The 15247-nt window shown below is 63.8% G+C and carries 17 protein-coding genes and 1 riboswitch; of the genes, 4 read left to right on the forward strand and 13 right to left on the reverse strand.

What is annotated here, in order from left to right:
- Nucleotides 1-45: 45 nt before the first annotated feature.
- The 9 genes from eno to J1C52_RS04555 form a co-directional block, all read right to left on the reverse strand.
- The gene (eno, locus tag J1C52_RS04515; protein ID WP_227426736.1) at nucleotides 46-1320 is read right to left on the reverse strand and encodes a phosphopyruvate hydratase; all 1275 of its coding nucleotides are present in this window, start codon (nucleotides 1318-1320) and stop codon (nucleotides 46-48) included.
- Between the two features lie 38 nt (nucleotides 1321-1358).
- The gene (locus J1C52_RS04520; RefSeq protein ID WP_227426737.1) at nucleotides 1359-2246 is read right to left on the reverse strand and encodes a DMT family transporter; all 888 of its coding nucleotides are present in this window, start codon (nucleotides 2244-2246) and stop codon (nucleotides 1359-1361) included.
- A gap of 113 nt (nucleotides 2247-2359) precedes the next feature.
- Nucleotides 2360-3148, reverse strand: coding sequence for a cytochrome c1 (locus J1C52_RS04525; protein WP_227426738.1), 789 nt, complete (start codon nucleotides 3146-3148; stop codon nucleotides 2360-2362).
- A gap of 23 nt (nucleotides 3149-3171) precedes the next feature.
- The gene (locus tag J1C52_RS04530; protein WP_227426739.1) at nucleotides 3172-4521 is read right to left on the reverse strand and encodes a cytochrome b; all 1350 of its coding nucleotides are present in this window, start codon (nucleotides 4519-4521) and stop codon (nucleotides 3172-3174) included.
- 12 nt (nucleotides 4522-4533) lie between these two features.
- Nucleotides 4534-5097 (reverse strand): ubiquinol-cytochrome c reductase iron-sulfur subunit, encoded by a 564-nt coding sequence (petA, locus tag J1C52_RS04535; RefSeq protein WP_227426740.1) that lies wholly within the window; start codon nucleotides 5095-5097, stop codon nucleotides 4534-4536.
- 169 nt (nucleotides 5098-5266) lie between these two features.
- On the reverse strand, nucleotides 5267-5875 hold the full coding sequence (locus tag J1C52_RS04540; RefSeq protein ID WP_227426981.1) for a glutathione S-transferase: 609 nt from the start codon (nucleotides 5873-5875) through the stop codon (nucleotides 5267-5269).
- Nucleotides 5876-5880: 5 nt separating this feature from the next.
- Nucleotides 5881-6165, reverse strand: a complete 285-nt coding sequence (locus J1C52_RS04545; protein ID WP_227426741.1) for a hypothetical protein — start codon at nucleotides 6163-6165, stop codon at nucleotides 5881-5883.
- Nucleotides 6166-6219: 54 nt separating this feature from the next.
- Nucleotides 6220-7335: a chorismate synthase gene (aroC, locus tag J1C52_RS04550; RefSeq protein WP_227426742.1), complete on the reverse strand. Its 1116-nt coding sequence runs from the start codon at nucleotides 7333-7335 to the stop codon at nucleotides 6220-6222.
- A gap of 73 nt (nucleotides 7336-7408) precedes the next feature.
- The gene (locus tag J1C52_RS04555; RefSeq protein ID WP_227426743.1) at nucleotides 7409-8611 is read right to left on the reverse strand and encodes an aminopeptidase P family protein; all 1203 of its coding nucleotides are present in this window, start codon (nucleotides 8609-8611) and stop codon (nucleotides 7409-7411) included.
- 212 nt (nucleotides 8612-8823) lie between these two features.
- Nucleotides 8824-8930: riboswitch (TPP riboswitch) on the forward strand.
- 43 nt (nucleotides 8931-8973) lie between these two features.
- Between J1C52_RS04555 and J1C52_RS04560 the strand changes: the two genes are divergently transcribed.
- From J1C52_RS04560 to J1C52_RS04570, 3 genes are read left to right on the forward strand one after another with little or no spacing between them, the layout of a single operon-like run.
- Nucleotides 8974-9951, forward strand: a complete 978-nt coding sequence (locus J1C52_RS04560; protein ID WP_227426744.1) for a thiamine ABC transporter substrate-binding protein — start codon at nucleotides 8974-8976, stop codon at nucleotides 9949-9951.
- Nucleotides 9948-11507, forward strand: a complete 1560-nt coding sequence (locus J1C52_RS04565) for an ABC transporter permease subunit (RefSeq protein WP_227426745.1) — start codon at nucleotides 9948-9950, stop codon at nucleotides 11505-11507. Before J1C52_RS04560 ends, J1C52_RS04565 begins: the two co-directional genes overlap by 4 nt.
- Nucleotides 11494-12180 carry an ATP-binding cassette domain-containing protein gene (locus J1C52_RS04570; protein WP_227426746.1) on the forward strand — a complete coding sequence of 229 codons (687 nt, stop codon included), beginning with the start codon at nucleotides 11494-11496 and terminating at the stop codon, nucleotides 12178-12180. The genes J1C52_RS04565 and J1C52_RS04570 overlap by 14 nt, the downstream gene beginning before the upstream one ends.
- A gap of 66 nt (nucleotides 12181-12246) precedes the next feature.
- Here J1C52_RS04570 and J1C52_RS04575 read toward each other — a convergent pair whose 3' ends face one another.
- From J1C52_RS04575 to J1C52_RS04585, 4 genes are all read right to left on the reverse strand, one after another.
- Entirely contained in the window at nucleotides 12247-12900 is a 654-nt protein-coding gene (locus tag J1C52_RS04575; RefSeq protein ID WP_227426747.1) for a YggS family pyridoxal phosphate-dependent enzyme, read from the reverse strand.
- A gap of 8 nt (nucleotides 12901-12908) precedes the next feature.
- Nucleotides 12909-13220: a porin gene (locus J1C52_RS04580; RefSeq protein ID WP_370633227.1), complete on the reverse strand. Its 312-nt coding sequence runs from the start codon at nucleotides 13218-13220 to the stop codon at nucleotides 12909-12911.
- Entirely contained in the window at nucleotides 13195-13329 is a 135-nt protein-coding gene (locus tag J1C52_RS15090) for a hypothetical protein (RefSeq protein ID WP_255618384.1), read from the reverse strand. Before J1C52_RS15090 ends, J1C52_RS04580 begins: the two co-directional genes overlap by 26 nt.
- 132 nt (nucleotides 13330-13461) lie before the next feature.
- Nucleotides 13462-14475: a porin gene (locus tag J1C52_RS04585; protein ID WP_227426749.1), complete on the reverse strand. Its 1014-nt coding sequence runs from the start codon at nucleotides 14473-14475 to the stop codon at nucleotides 13462-13464.
- Nucleotides 14476-14714: 239 nt separating this feature from the next.
- Here J1C52_RS04585 and J1C52_RS04590 point away from each other — a divergent pair, with 239 nt between their 5' ends.
- Entirely contained in the window at nucleotides 14715-15233 is a 519-nt protein-coding gene (locus J1C52_RS04590; RefSeq protein WP_227426750.1) for a DUF3576 domain-containing protein, read from the forward strand.
- The last annotated feature ends 14 nt before the right edge of the window (nucleotides 15234-15247 follow it).

A 15247-nucleotide genomic window follows, 5' to 3' on the forward strand; every position in this document is an offset into this window, starting at 1 on the left:
GAAGGTTTCGGCGCGCGGCGGGACTCACCACGCGCCGAAAAAGGGTTAACGCAGGATCGACCGGCCCGCGTAAACTGCCGTTTCACCCAGCATTTCTTCGATGCGGATCAACTGGTTATACTTGGCCAGCCGGTCAGAACGCGCCAGCGACCCGGTCTTGATCTGCCCGCAATTCGTGGCCACGGCCAAATCGGCGATAGTTGCATCCTCGGTCTCGCCCGACCGATGCGACATCACGCAGGTCATGCGCGCGCGGTGCGCCATATCCACGGCGGCCAGTGTTTCGGTCAGGGTGCCGATCTGGTTCACCTTCACCAGAAGCGAGTTGCCACAGCCCTTTTCAATCCCTTCGGCCAGACGCGCGGGGTTGGTCACGAACAGATCGTCGCCCACCAGTTGCACCTTGCCGCCCAGACGCTCGGTCAGCAGCTTCCAGCCGTCCCAGTCATCCTCGGCGCAGCCATCTTCAATGCTGATGATCGGGTAGTCATCACAGAGCTTTGCCAGGTAGTCGACATTCTCGGCCGCGCTCAGCGACAGGCCTTCGCCTGCCATTTCATACTTGCCGCCCTTGAAATACTCGGTCGAGGCGCAGTCGAGCGCGAGGTAGATGTCCTGCCCCGGCTTGTAGCCCGCCTTCTCAATCGCCTTCAGGATGAAATCCAGCGCATCGCGGGTGCTGGACAGGTTCGGGGCAAAGCCGCCCTCGTCGCCAATGCCGGTGGACAGCCCCGCCGCCGACAACTCCTTTTTCAGCGTGTGGAACACCTCGGCACCCATGCGGACAGCATCGCGGATATTATCCGCCGCGACCGGCATGATCATGAATTCCTGAATGTCGATCGGGTTATCGGCGTGCTCGCCGCCGTTGATGATGTTCATCATCGGCACCGGCAGCGTCCGGGCAGAGGTGCCGCCGACATAGCGGAACAGCGGCTGGCCGGTATATTCGGCGGCAGCCTTGGCGACGGCCATGGACACGCCCAGAATGGCATTCGCGCCCAGACGGCCCTTGTTGGGCGTGCCGTCCAGTTCCATCATGGCGGCGTCAATGGCGACCTGCTCGGTCGCGTCAAAGCCCACAAGCGCCTCTGCCAATTCACCATTCACGGCAGCGACCGCTTCCAGCACGCCCTTGCCCATGTAGCGGGACTTGTCGCCATCGCGCCGTTCGACCGCCTCATGCGCGCCTGTGGACGCGCCAGAGGGCACGGCGGCGCGGCCCATGGTGCCGTCTTCCAGAATGACATCCACTTCCACCGTCGGGTTGCCCCGGCTGTCGAGGATTTCGCGGCCGATTACGTCGATGATGATGCTCATATGCACTGTCCCTATGCGCTGGCAGGTTGTTGCGCTTGCTATACCTGTCCCACGCGCGCAAGGGAAGGCCGACGCGTCTCGCGCCAGAGCGTGAACAGCCCCGCGGCGACGATGATCGCGGCCCCGAGATAGGTCAGCGCATCGGGACGCTCGCCAAAGACCGTAAGCGCGACAATCAGCGCAAACACCATACGGGTATAGCGAAAGGGCGTGACCACGGCAATTTCGCCCACGCGCATGGCCGCGACCACGGTATAATAGGCGGCAACCCCGATGACGAGCGTGCATAGCAACAGCCCCGCCTGCACGGCGTTGGGCGTCACCGGCGTGCTGCCCATCACCCACATCATCAACGCCCCGGTGGGTGCCATCAGCCCAAAGGCCCATGCCGACATCTGAAAGCCGGAAATGCGCGCGGGGGCGGCGCGGGTGGCCAGATCGCGCGTGGCCAAGCCCAACACTCCGATCACCGCCCAAAGCGAGGCAGGTTCAAACCCCGCCATGCCGGGCCGCACGATCAAGAGCACCCCGAACAGACCCACCAGAATGGCTGACCAGCGCCGCCACCCCACTTGCGCGCCCAAGAAGAGCGCCGCGCCCAACGTCACCACCAGCGGTGTCGCCTGCAAGATGGCAGAGGCGGTGGAGAGGCTTGCCAGCACGAAGCCAAGGACGAAGCCCACGGTGCCCACTACCTCGCCGATATTGCGGATGACCATCGCACGGCTGGCCATATCGGCAGAGAACAGCGCTTGCCCCTTGCGCTTGGCAAGCGTGGCAAAGACCACCGCGCCCCCCGCGCCCAACATGACAAGGATCTGGCCGATCGGCACCGCGCCCGCCAGCAGCTTGATGAACATGTCCTCTAGCGCGAACCCGGCCATGGCCAAGGTCATCAGCAACGCGCCGCGCAGATTGTCGGACATGGGGTAGTCTTTCACAGGTTAACTTTGGCTCAGAGCTACACAAGCCACCGCCCCGTGAAAAGCAAAAAGCGCGCCCGGCGGGGCGCGCTTTGTCTTGCGGTCGCAAAAGCGGTTTACTCTTCTTTCGCGGCGCGTTTGATCGGTGCCCAAAGCTGCTTGTTGGTCAGGTACAGCAGGGCTGCCAAAACCGACAGGAAGATGACACCGACAAAGCCGGCCTGCTTGCGTTCGACCATTTTCGGCTCTGCGGTCCACATCAGGAACGCGGCCACGTCCTGCGCCTGCTGTTCTGCCGTGGCAGGGGTGCCATCGGCATAGACGATGCCGTCATCATACAGCACCGGCGCCATCGACACCCAGCTGGCCGATGCGGTGTTGTAATAGAACATCGAGCCGGCTTCGAACTTTTCTTCGCCGTTAAAGCCGTTGGCGAAGGACGCGATGTATTCCGCGCCGCCCATCCCGTTGATGAGCTGGTTGATGCCAAGGCCGTAGGGGCCGGAGAAGCCGACGCGCGATTTGGCCATCAGGCTCAGGTCGGGCGCGCCTTCGAATTGCGATTCCGGGAAGTGGTCCGGGCCAGCCGCCGTGCGCCAGTCGCGCAGCTCTGGATCCCAGATTTCATAGAATTCCGCATAGGCACGCATCTGGTCTTCGGGCAGCTCGGGGCCGTTCGGGTCGCTCAGATTGCGGAACGCAACCTTTTCCAACCCGTGGCACGACGCGCAAACCTCTGTGTAGACCTGCAAACCGCGCTGAAGCTGGTTGCGGTCATAGGTGCCAAACGGCCCTTCAAACGAGAAATCGTAGTCGATGATCTCGCCCTTTTCCCCGGCAGCAAAGGCCGGGGACATGGACAGAAGGGCTGCCGTGACTGCGGAAGCGGCGAGTTTCTTGAACATTCTATCTCTCCAATTTCCGTCAGTTATTCAGCCGGAACCGGCTCTGGCGAAGGACCATTGCCGCCCGATTTCTTCTTGACCGAGGCTTTGAAGTCTTCCTCGATCGTTGCGGGCTGCGGCAGCGGCTTCTCGATCACGCCCAGAATGGGCAGGATGACCAGGAAATACGCGAACCAGTAGGTCGTCCCGATCAGCGCGATCGTGCTGTAGATGCCTTCGGCCGGCATTGCGCCTGCCCACATCAGCACGAAGAAGTTGACCACGAACAGCCAGAACCACCACTTGAACATGGGGCGGTAGCGGCCCGAGCGCACCGAGGACGTGTCCAGCCACGGCACCAGTGCCATCACGAAGATGGAACCGAACATGGCCAGCACCCCGAAGAACGCCGCGTCGATGATGCCGAAGGACAGCCAGTTCACGGCCATCACGACCCACACGTCAGAGGTAAAGGCGCGCAGGATCGCGTAGAACGGCAGGAAGTACCATTCCGGCACGATATGCGACGGCGTCACCAGCGGGTTCGCTTCGATGTAGTTGTCCGGGTGGCCAAGGAACTGCGGCATGAAGCCCACGAGCGCCCAGAACAGCGCGAAGATCACAACCAGCGCGAACAGATCCTTGATGACGAAATAGGGCCAGAAGGGCAGCGTGTCTTTCGCCGCTTCTTCCTTCGACGTGCGGCGCACATCAACACCCGTGGGGTTGTTGTTGCCGGTGGTGTGGAAGGCCCAGATATGCAGGATCGACAGACCCAGGATCACGAAGGGCAGCAGGTAGTGCAGCGAGAAGAAGCGCGTCAGCGTGGCATTGCCCACGGCCGGCCCGCCCAGAAGCCAGGTTTGCAGCGTCTCGCCAATGCCGGGGATCGCGCCGAACAGGCCGGTAATCACGGTTGCACCCCAGAAGGACATCTGGCCCCAAGGCAGCACATAGCCCATGAACGCGGTCGCCATCATCGCCAGATAGATGAGCATCCCGATGATCCAGGTCACTTCGCGCGGCGATTTGTAGCTGCCGTAATACAGGCCACGGAAAATGTGGATGTAAACGGCGGCAAAGAACAGCATCGCGCCGTTCTGGTGCAGGTAACGCAGCATGAACCCGCCGTTCACGTTGCGCATGATGTGCTCGACGCTGGCGAATGCCAGATCGGCATCGGGGGTGTAGTGCATCACCAGCACAATGCCGGTCACGATTTGCAGCACTAGGCAGGCCATCAGGACGATGCCCCAGATCCACATCCAGTTCAGGTTCTTGGGCGTGGGAATCATGATGGTGTCGTAAATCAGCCCGACGATGGGCAGACGCCGATGCATCCACTTCTCTGCGTTGCTATTCGGCTCGTAATGGTCGTGCGGAATACCAGACATGTATTCTCTCCTTTAACCGAGCTGGATGGTGGTTTCGTCGACGAAGGTCGCGACGGGAATATGCATGTTTTCCGGGGCCGGGCCGCGGCGAATGCGGCCTGCGGTGTCGTAATGCGACCCGTGGCAGGGGCAGAACCAGCCGCCGAAATCGCCCGCGCCATTGCCCAGCGGCACACAGCCCAGATGGGTGCACACGCCGGTCATCACCAGCCATTCGCCCGCGTCATCCATGGTGCGGTTTTCGTCCGACGCATCGGTGCCCGGCTTGTTGGGGTTGCGCGATTCCTGGTCGATCGTCAGCTCGTCCACGGACACGGCGCGTCCGGCCTCGATCTCTTCGGCGGTGCGGCGGCGCAGGAACACCGGCTTGCCAAGGAAGCTGACCGTCAACTGGCTACCCGGTTCCAGACCGCCGACATCGACAAAAATCGACGACAAGGCCTGAACATCGGCGGTCGGGTTCATCTGGTTGACCAGCGGCCAGATAGCGGCCCCTGCGGTCACGGCACCCGCACCTGCGGTTGCGTAATAGATGAAATCCCGACGGGTGCTTTCGTGGTCATCAGCGTGGGACACGAGCGTTCTCCCTTTCTCATGGGTACGAGGGCTGCATTTATGGACAGGCCGCACAGAAATGCGGCCCCTCGCGTGTCGATGTAGCGGGGAAAGGGGGGTGCGTCCAGCTTTGAAAGGGTGGAATCCTGTCGCACTAGCACCGATTTTATCGGTTTTTGCGCAGTTTGCGCTAATTTGGCGGCGCTGTCGCGATCATCGCGTCGCGCGCATCCATCTTGGCCTGCCAAGCGCCAAGCTGCGGCGCCATGTCACGCCAGCCGCGTGCGCCATGACGCAGGTCCAGATAGCCCAGCGCACAGGCCAAGGCGATCTGCCCCATGCAAAGCGGCCCGGCCAGATAGGCCATCCATCGCTCTTCCAGTGTGGCAAGGCTGCGGGCGATTTTCGACCAATGCCCTTCGACGATCTGGGGCATCTGCATGGCATCCGGGCGCAGGCGCGATTCGTAGACCATCAGCAGCGCCGCATCGAGCATTCCGTCGGCAGTTGCCTCTAGCGTCAGGCAATCCCATTGCCGCGCGCCGGTGGGGTAAAAACGGTGGCCCGCCAAGGCATCCAGATAGCGGCAGATCACCCGGCTGTCGTAAAGCGCGCCGCCATCGGGCCGGGTCAGCACCGGCACCTTGCCCAGCGGATTCGCGCCTACGGGCACCGTGCCGGGGTCAAGCGGCGTGCCAGAGGCCGGCACAAGCGCGATGCGGTCCAAAAGCCCCGCCTCATGCGCCAGCACCATCACCTTGCGCACATAGGGAGAGGTTGCACTGTGATAAAGCGTCAGCCCGCTCATACCCGGCGCACCCGGATGCGGCCCAGAAGGCTTGCGTCAATCTCGAAACCGGGGCCGTTTTCGCCCAAGCGCACCACGCGACGCACGCGACCGGCCATGTTCCATTGCTGACGGTCGCGGGCATGGTGGCCGGTCAGCCCCTCGGGCAGCTCATCCATCGCGTCCTCGGCGCGCTGGTCGACGCGCCCGCGTTCCATCTGGCGGGCAATGACATATCCGGCAAGAGCAATCGCGCCGTAGCGCGCGGCGGTGGCGGCAATCGGGGCAAGGGGGACGGGCATGGCTTCCTCCGGTCAGACTACCGGAAATTTATCAGGCATTTCCGCCCTGTCCATTCACGTTTGCGGGCCGATCCGACCCACCGGCCCAAGCGCGCCCGTCTGGCCGCGTTGCAGGAGCACCTGATCCAGCAGCACGCAGGCCATCATCGCCTCGGCCACCGGCACCGCGCGAATACCCACGCAAGGATCATGCCGCCCCTTGGTGACAACGCTGTTCGGGCTGCCATCGCGCAGGATGGAATCGCGCGGCGTGGTGATGGAACTCGTTGGCTTCACGGCGAAACGCACGATCACGTCCTGCCCGGTAGAGATACCGCCCAGAATACCGCCCGCCTTGTTGCTGCGGTAGGCAGGGCCATCCGCGCCCATGTCGATCTCGTCCGCGTTCTCCACGCCGGTCAGGCTGGCGGCATCCATCCCCGCGCCAATCTCAACGCCTTTGACCGCGTTGATCGACATCATCGCGGCGGCAAGGTCTGTATCCAGCTTGGCATAGATCGGCGCGCCAATGCCCGCGGGCAGACCCTTGGCCACGACCTCGATCGTCGCGCCCACGGAATTGCCATCCTTGCGCAGCGCATCCAGCGCGCGGGCCCAATCCTCGGCGGCTTGGGCGTCGGGCACCCAGAACGGGTTGCGTGCGATCTCAGCCTCATCAAACCGGGCGCGGTCAATATGGTGCGGCCCCATCTGCACCATGTAGCCCAAGATTTTCAGATCGGGCAAAAGCTGGCCCAGCGCCGCGCGCGCCACGCCACCCGCTGCCACCCGCGCCGCCGTTTCGCGTGCCGATGACCGCCCGCCGCCGCGCGGGTCACGCAGCCCGTATTTCTGGAAATAGGTTATGTCGGCATGGCCGGGGCGGAACGTGTCGGCAATATTGCCGTAATCCTTGCTGCGCTGATCCACGTTGCGGATCATCAGCTGAATGGGCGTGCCGGTGGTGTGGCCCTCATAGACGCCCGAGAGGATTTCCACCTCGTCCGGTTCGCGCCGCTGCGTGGTGTGCCGGTTCTGCCCCGGTTTGCGCTTGTCCAGCCACTGCTGGATCATCGCCTCGTCCAAGGGCACACCCGGCGGGCACCCATCAACCGTGGCGCCCAGCGCAGGCCCATGGCTTTCGCCCCATGTCGTCACACGAAACAGATGACCGAATGTGTTGAAGCTCATGCGCGTGCTCTCCTTTGGGCAACCCATAGCGGGCGCGCGGGCCATGCTCAAGCCACAGCGCGCCCGAGTGTGTTTAGCCCACCACGTTGAACGCAGGCCCATAGGGGTAGCCCGTGATGTTCTCGTTCCCCGTTTCGGTGATAATCAGGATGTCATGTTCGCGGTAGCCGCCCGCGCCGGGCTGGCCGTGGGGGATGGTCAGCATCGGCTCCATGGAAATCACCATGCCCGGCTCCAGCACCGTGTCGATATCCTCGCGCAGCTCCAGCCCCGCCTCGCGCCCGTAGTAATGCGACAGCACGCCGAAGCTATGGCCATAGCCGAAGGTGCGGTAGTGCAGCAGGTCGCGCTCGGCAAAGAAGGCGTTGATCTGCTCCGTCACTTCCGCGCAGGTCGCACCGGGTTTGAGCAAGCTCATCCCGTATTCATGCGCCGCGACATTGGCCTGCCAGATAGCAAGCGAGGCGTCGTCAACTTGGCCCACGAACATGGTGCGTTCCAAGGCCGTGTAATAGCCCGAAATCATGGGGAAGGTGTTCAGCGACAGAATATCGCCGCACTGCAAGGCCCGCGCCGTTACGGGGTTATGCGCCCCGTCGGTGTTGATACCCGACTGGAACCACACCCAAGTGTCGCGATATTCGGCATCCGGAAAGCGGCGCGCGATTTCCAACTCCATCGCGTCGCGCCCGGCCATGGCCACGTTGATCTCGCGCGCGCCAACACGGATGGCATCGCGGATCGCATAACCGCCAATATCCGCCACCTGCGCACCGTGGCGGATCAGGTCCAGCTCGGCAGGCGATTTGTGCATCCGTTGGCGCATCGTGGCGGGGGCGATGTCGCGCGCGGCGGACGGTTGCAAAAACTCATCCAGCAGCGCCTTTTGCGCCAGCGTCAGATGGTCGCCCTCATACCCAATCGAACGGCCTGTGCCGGTCACAGACCGAATCGCGCGCCAGTAATTGTTCCGCGCCCAATCGGTATAGGTGATGTTGTCGCCATGACAGCGCCGCCACGGCTGGCCCGCATCAATGCCCGCGCTGATGGTCACGCTTTCCGACGCGGTGACAACCAGCGCATAGGGCCGCCCGAACGCGCAATACAAAAACCCCGAATAATAGGCGATGTTGTGCATGGACGTGAACACACAGGCATCAACCCCGGCGGCATCCATCGCGGCACGCAACCCGCCCAGCCGGTCGTCATATTCCTGCGGGGTGAATGGCAAAACGCGGTCGCCTTGGTGAAAACGGTAGAATTCGGGACGGTTCATGAAACCTCTCCTTCCTGTGGCGCGCATCGGGGGCGGTTCACCCTTCCGCGCGCGCGAAACAGCAAAACCCCGGCGTTCAGGATGGATGATCGGGGCGCGCGTGTGTCGCGCTGGCGACGCCATCGCCTGCCCTGCGCCTAGCGTTACGCCACGGGACCAAACCGGGCAAGCAAATCCGCCCCTTGCCGCATCGCCCGCGACCGACTAGGTGTTGTGGCACCTCGGGGTGCCTGTTTCGCAGGCTGAGATGCGCCATCCGCGCGAACCCGTTGAACCTGAACCGGTTAAGACCGGCGGAGGGAAGGGACAGGGTCATGCGCCCGCTTCAATCTCCGCCTGTCGTGAAGAATGGAGATTGAGACATGAAATCCCCCCTTTTCGCGGCGGCATTCCTTGGCTTGGCGGCAAGTGCCCAAGCCCAGACGCTGACCGTGCTGGCCCCCGATTATTTCGGCTCTGACTGGGGCCCCGGCCCCGCCATAAAAGAAGGGTTCGAGGCCCGCTGTGGCACCTGCACGCTGGAATTTCGCACCGGCGACGTGCTGCCCCGCCTGATGCTGGAAGGCGCACGGCTAGAGGCCGATGCCGTGATCGGGCTGAATACCGACATGACGCTGCGCGCCCGCGAAACCGGGCTGTTCGCACCCCATGGGCGGGATCTGGGTGCGCTGACCGTGCCGGTGGCGTGGGAGGATGACACTTTCATCCCCTTCAACTGGTCCTATGCCGCATGGATCTACGACAAAACCCGCGTTGAAAACCCGCCCACCAGTTTTGCCGAACTTGTCACCCGCGATGACCTGTCGCTGATCTGGCAAGATCCGCGCTCTTCTGCCTCTGGCCTTGCGCTCATGCTTTGGGTGGATCAGCTTTATGGCGCAGATGCCGGGCCTGTCTGGGCCGCGCTGTCAGAGCGCACCGTAACCGTGACCGCCGGTTGGTCCGAGGCCTATGGCCTGTTCACAGAGGGCGAGGCGGATATGGTGCTGAGCTACACCACCTCGCCCGCCTATCACATCGTGGCAGAGGAAGACGACAGCAAGGCCGCCGCGATTTTTGACGAAGGCCATTACTTCATGGCCGAGGTCGCGGGCGTCCTGGCAGGGGCGCAAAACCCCGAACTGGCCGCCGATTTCATGGCCTATATCCTGTCGCCCGAATTCCAGAGCATGATCGCCTATGGCAACTGGTCCTACCCATCGGCCCTGCCGCGCGACGCTTGGCCAGAGGTGATGCGCGATCTGCCTTTGCCCGACAACGCGCTGTTTTATGACGAAACCCAGGCCGAAGCGCGCCGCCAGCCTGCGCTTGACCTGTGGCTGGGGGGCATGACGCGGTGACACGCGCCCGCGCCATAACGCTGGCCTTGGCCGGTGTCGTGGCGCTGTGGCTGATCGCGCTGAATTTCGGCGCGCTGGGCGCTGTCGCATGGCACGCCGAAGGGCTGACAGGCCTGCGCGCGGCGGATTGGGCCGCGGTGCGGTTCACGCTGGTGCAAGCGTTGCTGTCGGCCCTCTTCTCGGTCGCGCTGGCCATCCCGGTGGCCCGCGCACTCGCCCGGCGGCGCTTCAGGGGGCGCGGGGTGCTGATAACGCTGATGGGCGCGCCCTTCATCTTGCCCACGCTTGTTGCCGTGCTGGGCCTGCTCGCGGTTTTCGGGCGCGCCGGGCTGGTGAATGACGCGCTGGCCGTGATCGGGCTTGGCCCGGTCAATATCTACGGTCTGCATGGCGTGGTGCTGGCGCATGTCTTTTATAACCTGCCGCTGGCCACGCGGATCATCCTGCAAGGCTGGGCCGCGATCCCCGCCGAGCGCGTGCGGTTGGCGGTATCGCTAGGCTTTTCGCCCGCAGACCGGCTGCGCCATCTGGAACTGCCCATGCTGCGAGAGGTTGCGCCGGGTGCCTTTCTGCTGGTCTTTCTGATCTGCCTGTCCAGCTTCGCCGTGGCGCTGGCATTGGGCGGCGGGCCGCGCGCGACCACGGTGGAACTGGCGATTTACCAAGCCTTTCGCTTCGATTTCGACATGGGCCGCGCGGCGGCGCTGGCACTGGTGCAATTCGCGCTATGCCTGGGCGCGGGCGTCTTTGCGCTGCGGGTGGCGCTGCCATCCGGGTTAGGCGGCGGCTTGGACCGCCCGCTGCCACGGATGGAGTATCGCCCCCGCGCTGCATGGGGCGATGCGACGCTGATCGCCGCGACGGCGGCGTTCCTGCTGGTGCCACTGGCGCTGATCGTGCTGCGCGGTGCGCCGCATCTGGTCGGCCTGCCCGTGGCCGTTTGGCAAGCCACGCTGCGCTCGCTCTGGGTGGCATTGGGGGCAACGGCGCTGACCACCGGCTTTGCACTGGTGCTGGCCCATGCCATTCTGGCCCTGCCCCGGCTTGGGGCGGGCGCGTTGGAGTGGCTGGGGCTGGCGGCACTCGCCGCCTCGCCGCTTGTCATCGGCACGGGCCTGTTCCTGATGGCGCGCCCATGGGCCGACCCGCGCGATCTGGCGCTGGCGGTCACGATGCTGGTGAATGCAGGGCTGGCCCTGCCCTTCGCGCTGCGGCTGATCTTGCCGGCCCTGCGTGATGTGGCACAAACACAAGGGCGACTGGCCGCTTCGCTCGGGGTGCACGGGTTGGCGCGACTGCACCAGATCACGCTGCCGCGCCTGCGCCGCCCCTTGGGCTTTGCCGCCGGGCTGACGGCTGCGCTGTCGATGGGCGATCTGGGCGTGATCCTGCTGTTTGCCGAAGCCGAACGCGCCACGCTGCCGATGCAGCTTTACCGCCTGATGCAGGCCTATCGTCAGGATGAGGCGGCGGGCGCGGCGCTGCTTTTGCTGCTGGTCAGCCTTGCGCTATTCTGGGTATTCGAGCGATGGGGGCGGCGCGATGCTACGGCTTGAGGATGTTCGAATCAGCCAAGGCGATTTTCACTTGCGCGCGGATTTCGGGCTGGAGGCCGGGGCGCGTGTCGCCGTGATCGGCCCTTCGGGCGCAGGCAAATCCACGCTAATGGGCGCGATTGCCGGGTTCGTGCCCCATGCAGGGCGGGTCACGTGGCAGGGGCGCGCCTTGGCACATGACCCCGGCGCGCGGCCCGTGTCGATCCTGTTTCAGGACAACAACCTGTTTCCGCATTTGACCGCGTTTGAAAATGTCGCGCTGGGGCTTAAACCCTCGCTTCGGCTGAGTAAAGAAGAAAGCCTGCGCGTGGCGGATGCTTTGGTGCGGGTCGGGCTGGCCGGGCTGGACAACCGCCGCCCCGCCGAACTGTCGGGCGGGCAGCAAAGCCGCGTGGCGCTGGCGCGCACGCTGATCCGCGCGCGGCCCCTGCTGCTACTGGACGAGCCTTTCGCAGCCCTCGGTCCGGCGCTGAAAGCGGACATGCTGGCCCTTGTGGCTGAGATCGCGACCGAGACGGGTGCGACCATGTTGATGGTCAGCCATGATGTGGCCGATGCACGGGCGATCTGCGGGCAGACGGTGCTGGTGGCCGATGGCGTGGCACGCCCGCCAAAGCCGACCGCGGCGCTGCTGGACAACCCGCCGCCCGAGTTGCGGGCCTATCTGGGTTAGGGGCTTTGCCCCTCTGGTCCCTGCGGGACCATTCACCCCAGGATATTTTTGCAAGGATGAAGGGGATCAATGCGCTTCGCGTGCACCGAAGATCGCAGAGCCCACGCGAACATGGGTTGCGCCATGGGCGATGGCGGTCTCGAAGTCGTCGGACATGCCCATGGACAGCGCCGTCAGGTCATTGCGCGCGGCGATTTCGGCGAGCATCTGGAAGTGATGCGCGGCGTCCTCGTCGACGGGCGGGATGCACATCAGGCCCAGAAGCGGCAGGTTCAGCGCGCGGCATTCCGCGATCATCGCGTCGGCATCGTCGGGCAGGACGCCCGCCTTTTGCGGCTCTGCCCCGGTATTGATTTGAACGAAGATGTCGGGGCAGCGGCCAAGTTCGTCAGACAGCCGTGCGAGGGTGCGGGCGAGTTTGGGGCGGTCCACAGAGTGGATGACGTCGAACAGCTCCATCGCCTGCCGCGCCTTGTTGGTTTGCAGCGGGCCGAGAAGGTGCAGCTCAATCGGGCCGAATTCATAGCGAAACCCCGGCCATTTTCCTGCCGCTTCCTGCACGCGGTTTTCGCCGAAAACGCGGTGGCCGGCCTCGAGCACCGCGCGCACGCGGGCGTCGGGTTGGACCTTGGACACCGCGATCAGTTTGACCGAGCCGGGCGCGCGGCCCGCCTGGTTTTCGGCTTTGGCGATGCGGTTCTGGATTTGTGTCAGCGACATGGCGCGCATTATCCCCCGATGAAGACACGGCGCGCGGCCGGGCGCGCGGTGGTTTTGTCCAGCTCTATCTCTGCGCCATAGGCCAGGCCGCCATCGGTTTCGCCGGAGAATTTCAGCTTCAGCCGCGCACGGGCGTGCAGGCGGGCCTCGGCGCGGTCGGAACCGGGTGCGGCGGCGGGGCGTTCCCAGACAATGCCCATGCGCGCGTCGCCGGATATGGACAGGCCGGGTTGGTCGGCCATGGCGGGCGCTGCGCAGAGCAGAGGGATGAAAACGAACCGGCGCAGCATGGTGTTAGCGCCGCCCAAGGCTGCGCACATCGTCGCTGGCGCCCATGAACACACCGCCGACCCCGTCCAGCGCGGCGGATGTGGTTTCGCACCCGGCCAGAAGGCAGGTTGCGAGCATAACGGCAAGAAATCGCTTCATCGGTTGGTCCGAACCATTCGTCACCTTTGGTCGGAACCTAGAGCAAAGGGCCGTGCGGGAAAAGGCGCGGCGGTTCAAAAAGAAAAGAGCGGGCAAATGCCCGCTCTTCCCATACCGTCCAATCCGGGTGGATTAGAAGGTGAATGCCAGACCGAGGTCAGCAACGGTGGTCGAGTCGGTGGTCACACCCACGTCGAAGGTGTCACGAACGATACCGGCTTTGATCGAAGCGCCGCCGCCCAGGTCGTAGGAAACGCCAACACCTGCGTCGATGTTTTCGTCCACGCCACGGTAAGCGAATGCGGTGACGGTCGTTGCGTCGAACGAACCTTCAGCCGACAGACCGTAGTGGGTGCGCGAGGTGAACGGGGTGGTCAGAGCGGTGCCCAGATCGCCACCAACGCGGCCGACGAAAGCTTTCGCTTTGAACATGTCCATTTCGTACTCGAGCGAAGCAACGACGTGCGACGAGGTCGAGGTGATGTTGTTCGCGACGATAGCCGACGACGAAGCAGCGCGGCTGTATTCGTAGCCGATTGCACCGGTCAGACCTTCCCAGGTGTACTTCGCACCCAGCGAGATCACGTTGTCTTTCAGAGTACCGGTTGCGTCAACAACAACAACACCCAGCGGGTTGATCGAGAAGCCGCGAACGACGTTGTTCTGGCTCAGGCCGATGTAGCCGGTGAAGCCTTCGATCGAGTACTCATACAGAGCAGCGGTGTCGTAGTTCAGGCCGGTAGCCAGACCTGCCAGACCCAGACGGTCCAGGTAGGCAACTTCGTGCAGGTCGCCCAGACCGGTCAGGCCAACGCCGTACAGGTCGCCAGCAGCAGCGCGAGCAGCCGAAGCAACGTCACCGAAGGTCAGTTTGCCGAACTCGCCGGAGATGAACACGGTGCCCTGGGTCATGCGGGTGTTGCCAGCAGCGCCAACAGCGTCGTCAGCGTCGAACGATGCACCGAATGCCAGGCCGCCGTCGGTTTCACCGGACATGGTGAAGGTGACGCGAGCGCGGCTGGTCATCTGCACGTCGTTACCGTCGTAGATGAAACCCATGCGGGCGTTACCCGACAGCGAAACATCTGCAGCTGCGACGCCTGCCGATGCGATCAGCGCGGTCGAAGCAAGAAGAAGCTTTTTCATTTGATTACCCTCGTTATCTTAGGATGTCCTCGCCTCACCAAAGTGGCGAGGTCTGAGCCTGTTTCATCTTTTCGCCCTGTTTTTTCAAGCGCAAGCGCAGGGGGGCGCGGCGATCCGGGCAAAATGGTGCAGATTTGTCACGCAATCGCCACGGGGGCTGTTATATGGCCTGCCCCTCGGGCCTTGTTTGGCACGGTCTTACGGGCTACAGAAGGGCAACACTATATAGGGGCATTGCAATGGGTTGGAACGGCATTGGGCGCGCGGTCGTGCTGGCAGGGACCGCTTTGGTGCTGGCCGGGTGCAGCGGCGGCGGATTCGGATTCGGGAATTTCTTGTCCGGGGGCGAGCGGTCGCGTCAGGTCGTTGCCGAGATGGAAGAGCAGCGGCGAATTTCCGAAGGCACAGCAAACGATTCGACCATCTGGGACCTGTTTTCCAACGCACAGCCGCCCTCGACCACGGTAGAGGTGAACAAGTATCTGTGGAACGCCTCTCTCGAAGTGCTGGATTTCCTGCCCATCCAATCGGTTGACCCGTTCTCTGGCGTGATCGTGACGGGCTTTGGCACGCCGCCGGGCGGTGGCCGCGCCTATCGCGCCGCGATTTTGGTAAATGACCCGGCGCTGGATGCGCGTTCGCTGAACGTGGCGATCATGACGCGCGGCGGCCCTGCCAGCCGTGAAACGATTCGCGCCGTGGAAGATGCCATCCTGACGCGCGCGCGCCAGCTGCGCATTCAGGACCGCAATCTCTGATTCTGGACCTTCGT

This window comes from Roseibaca sp. Y0-43, from assembly GCF_020667835.1.
Classification (GTDB): Bacteria; Pseudomonadota; Alphaproteobacteria; order Rhodobacterales; family Rhodobacteraceae; genus Roseinatronobacter.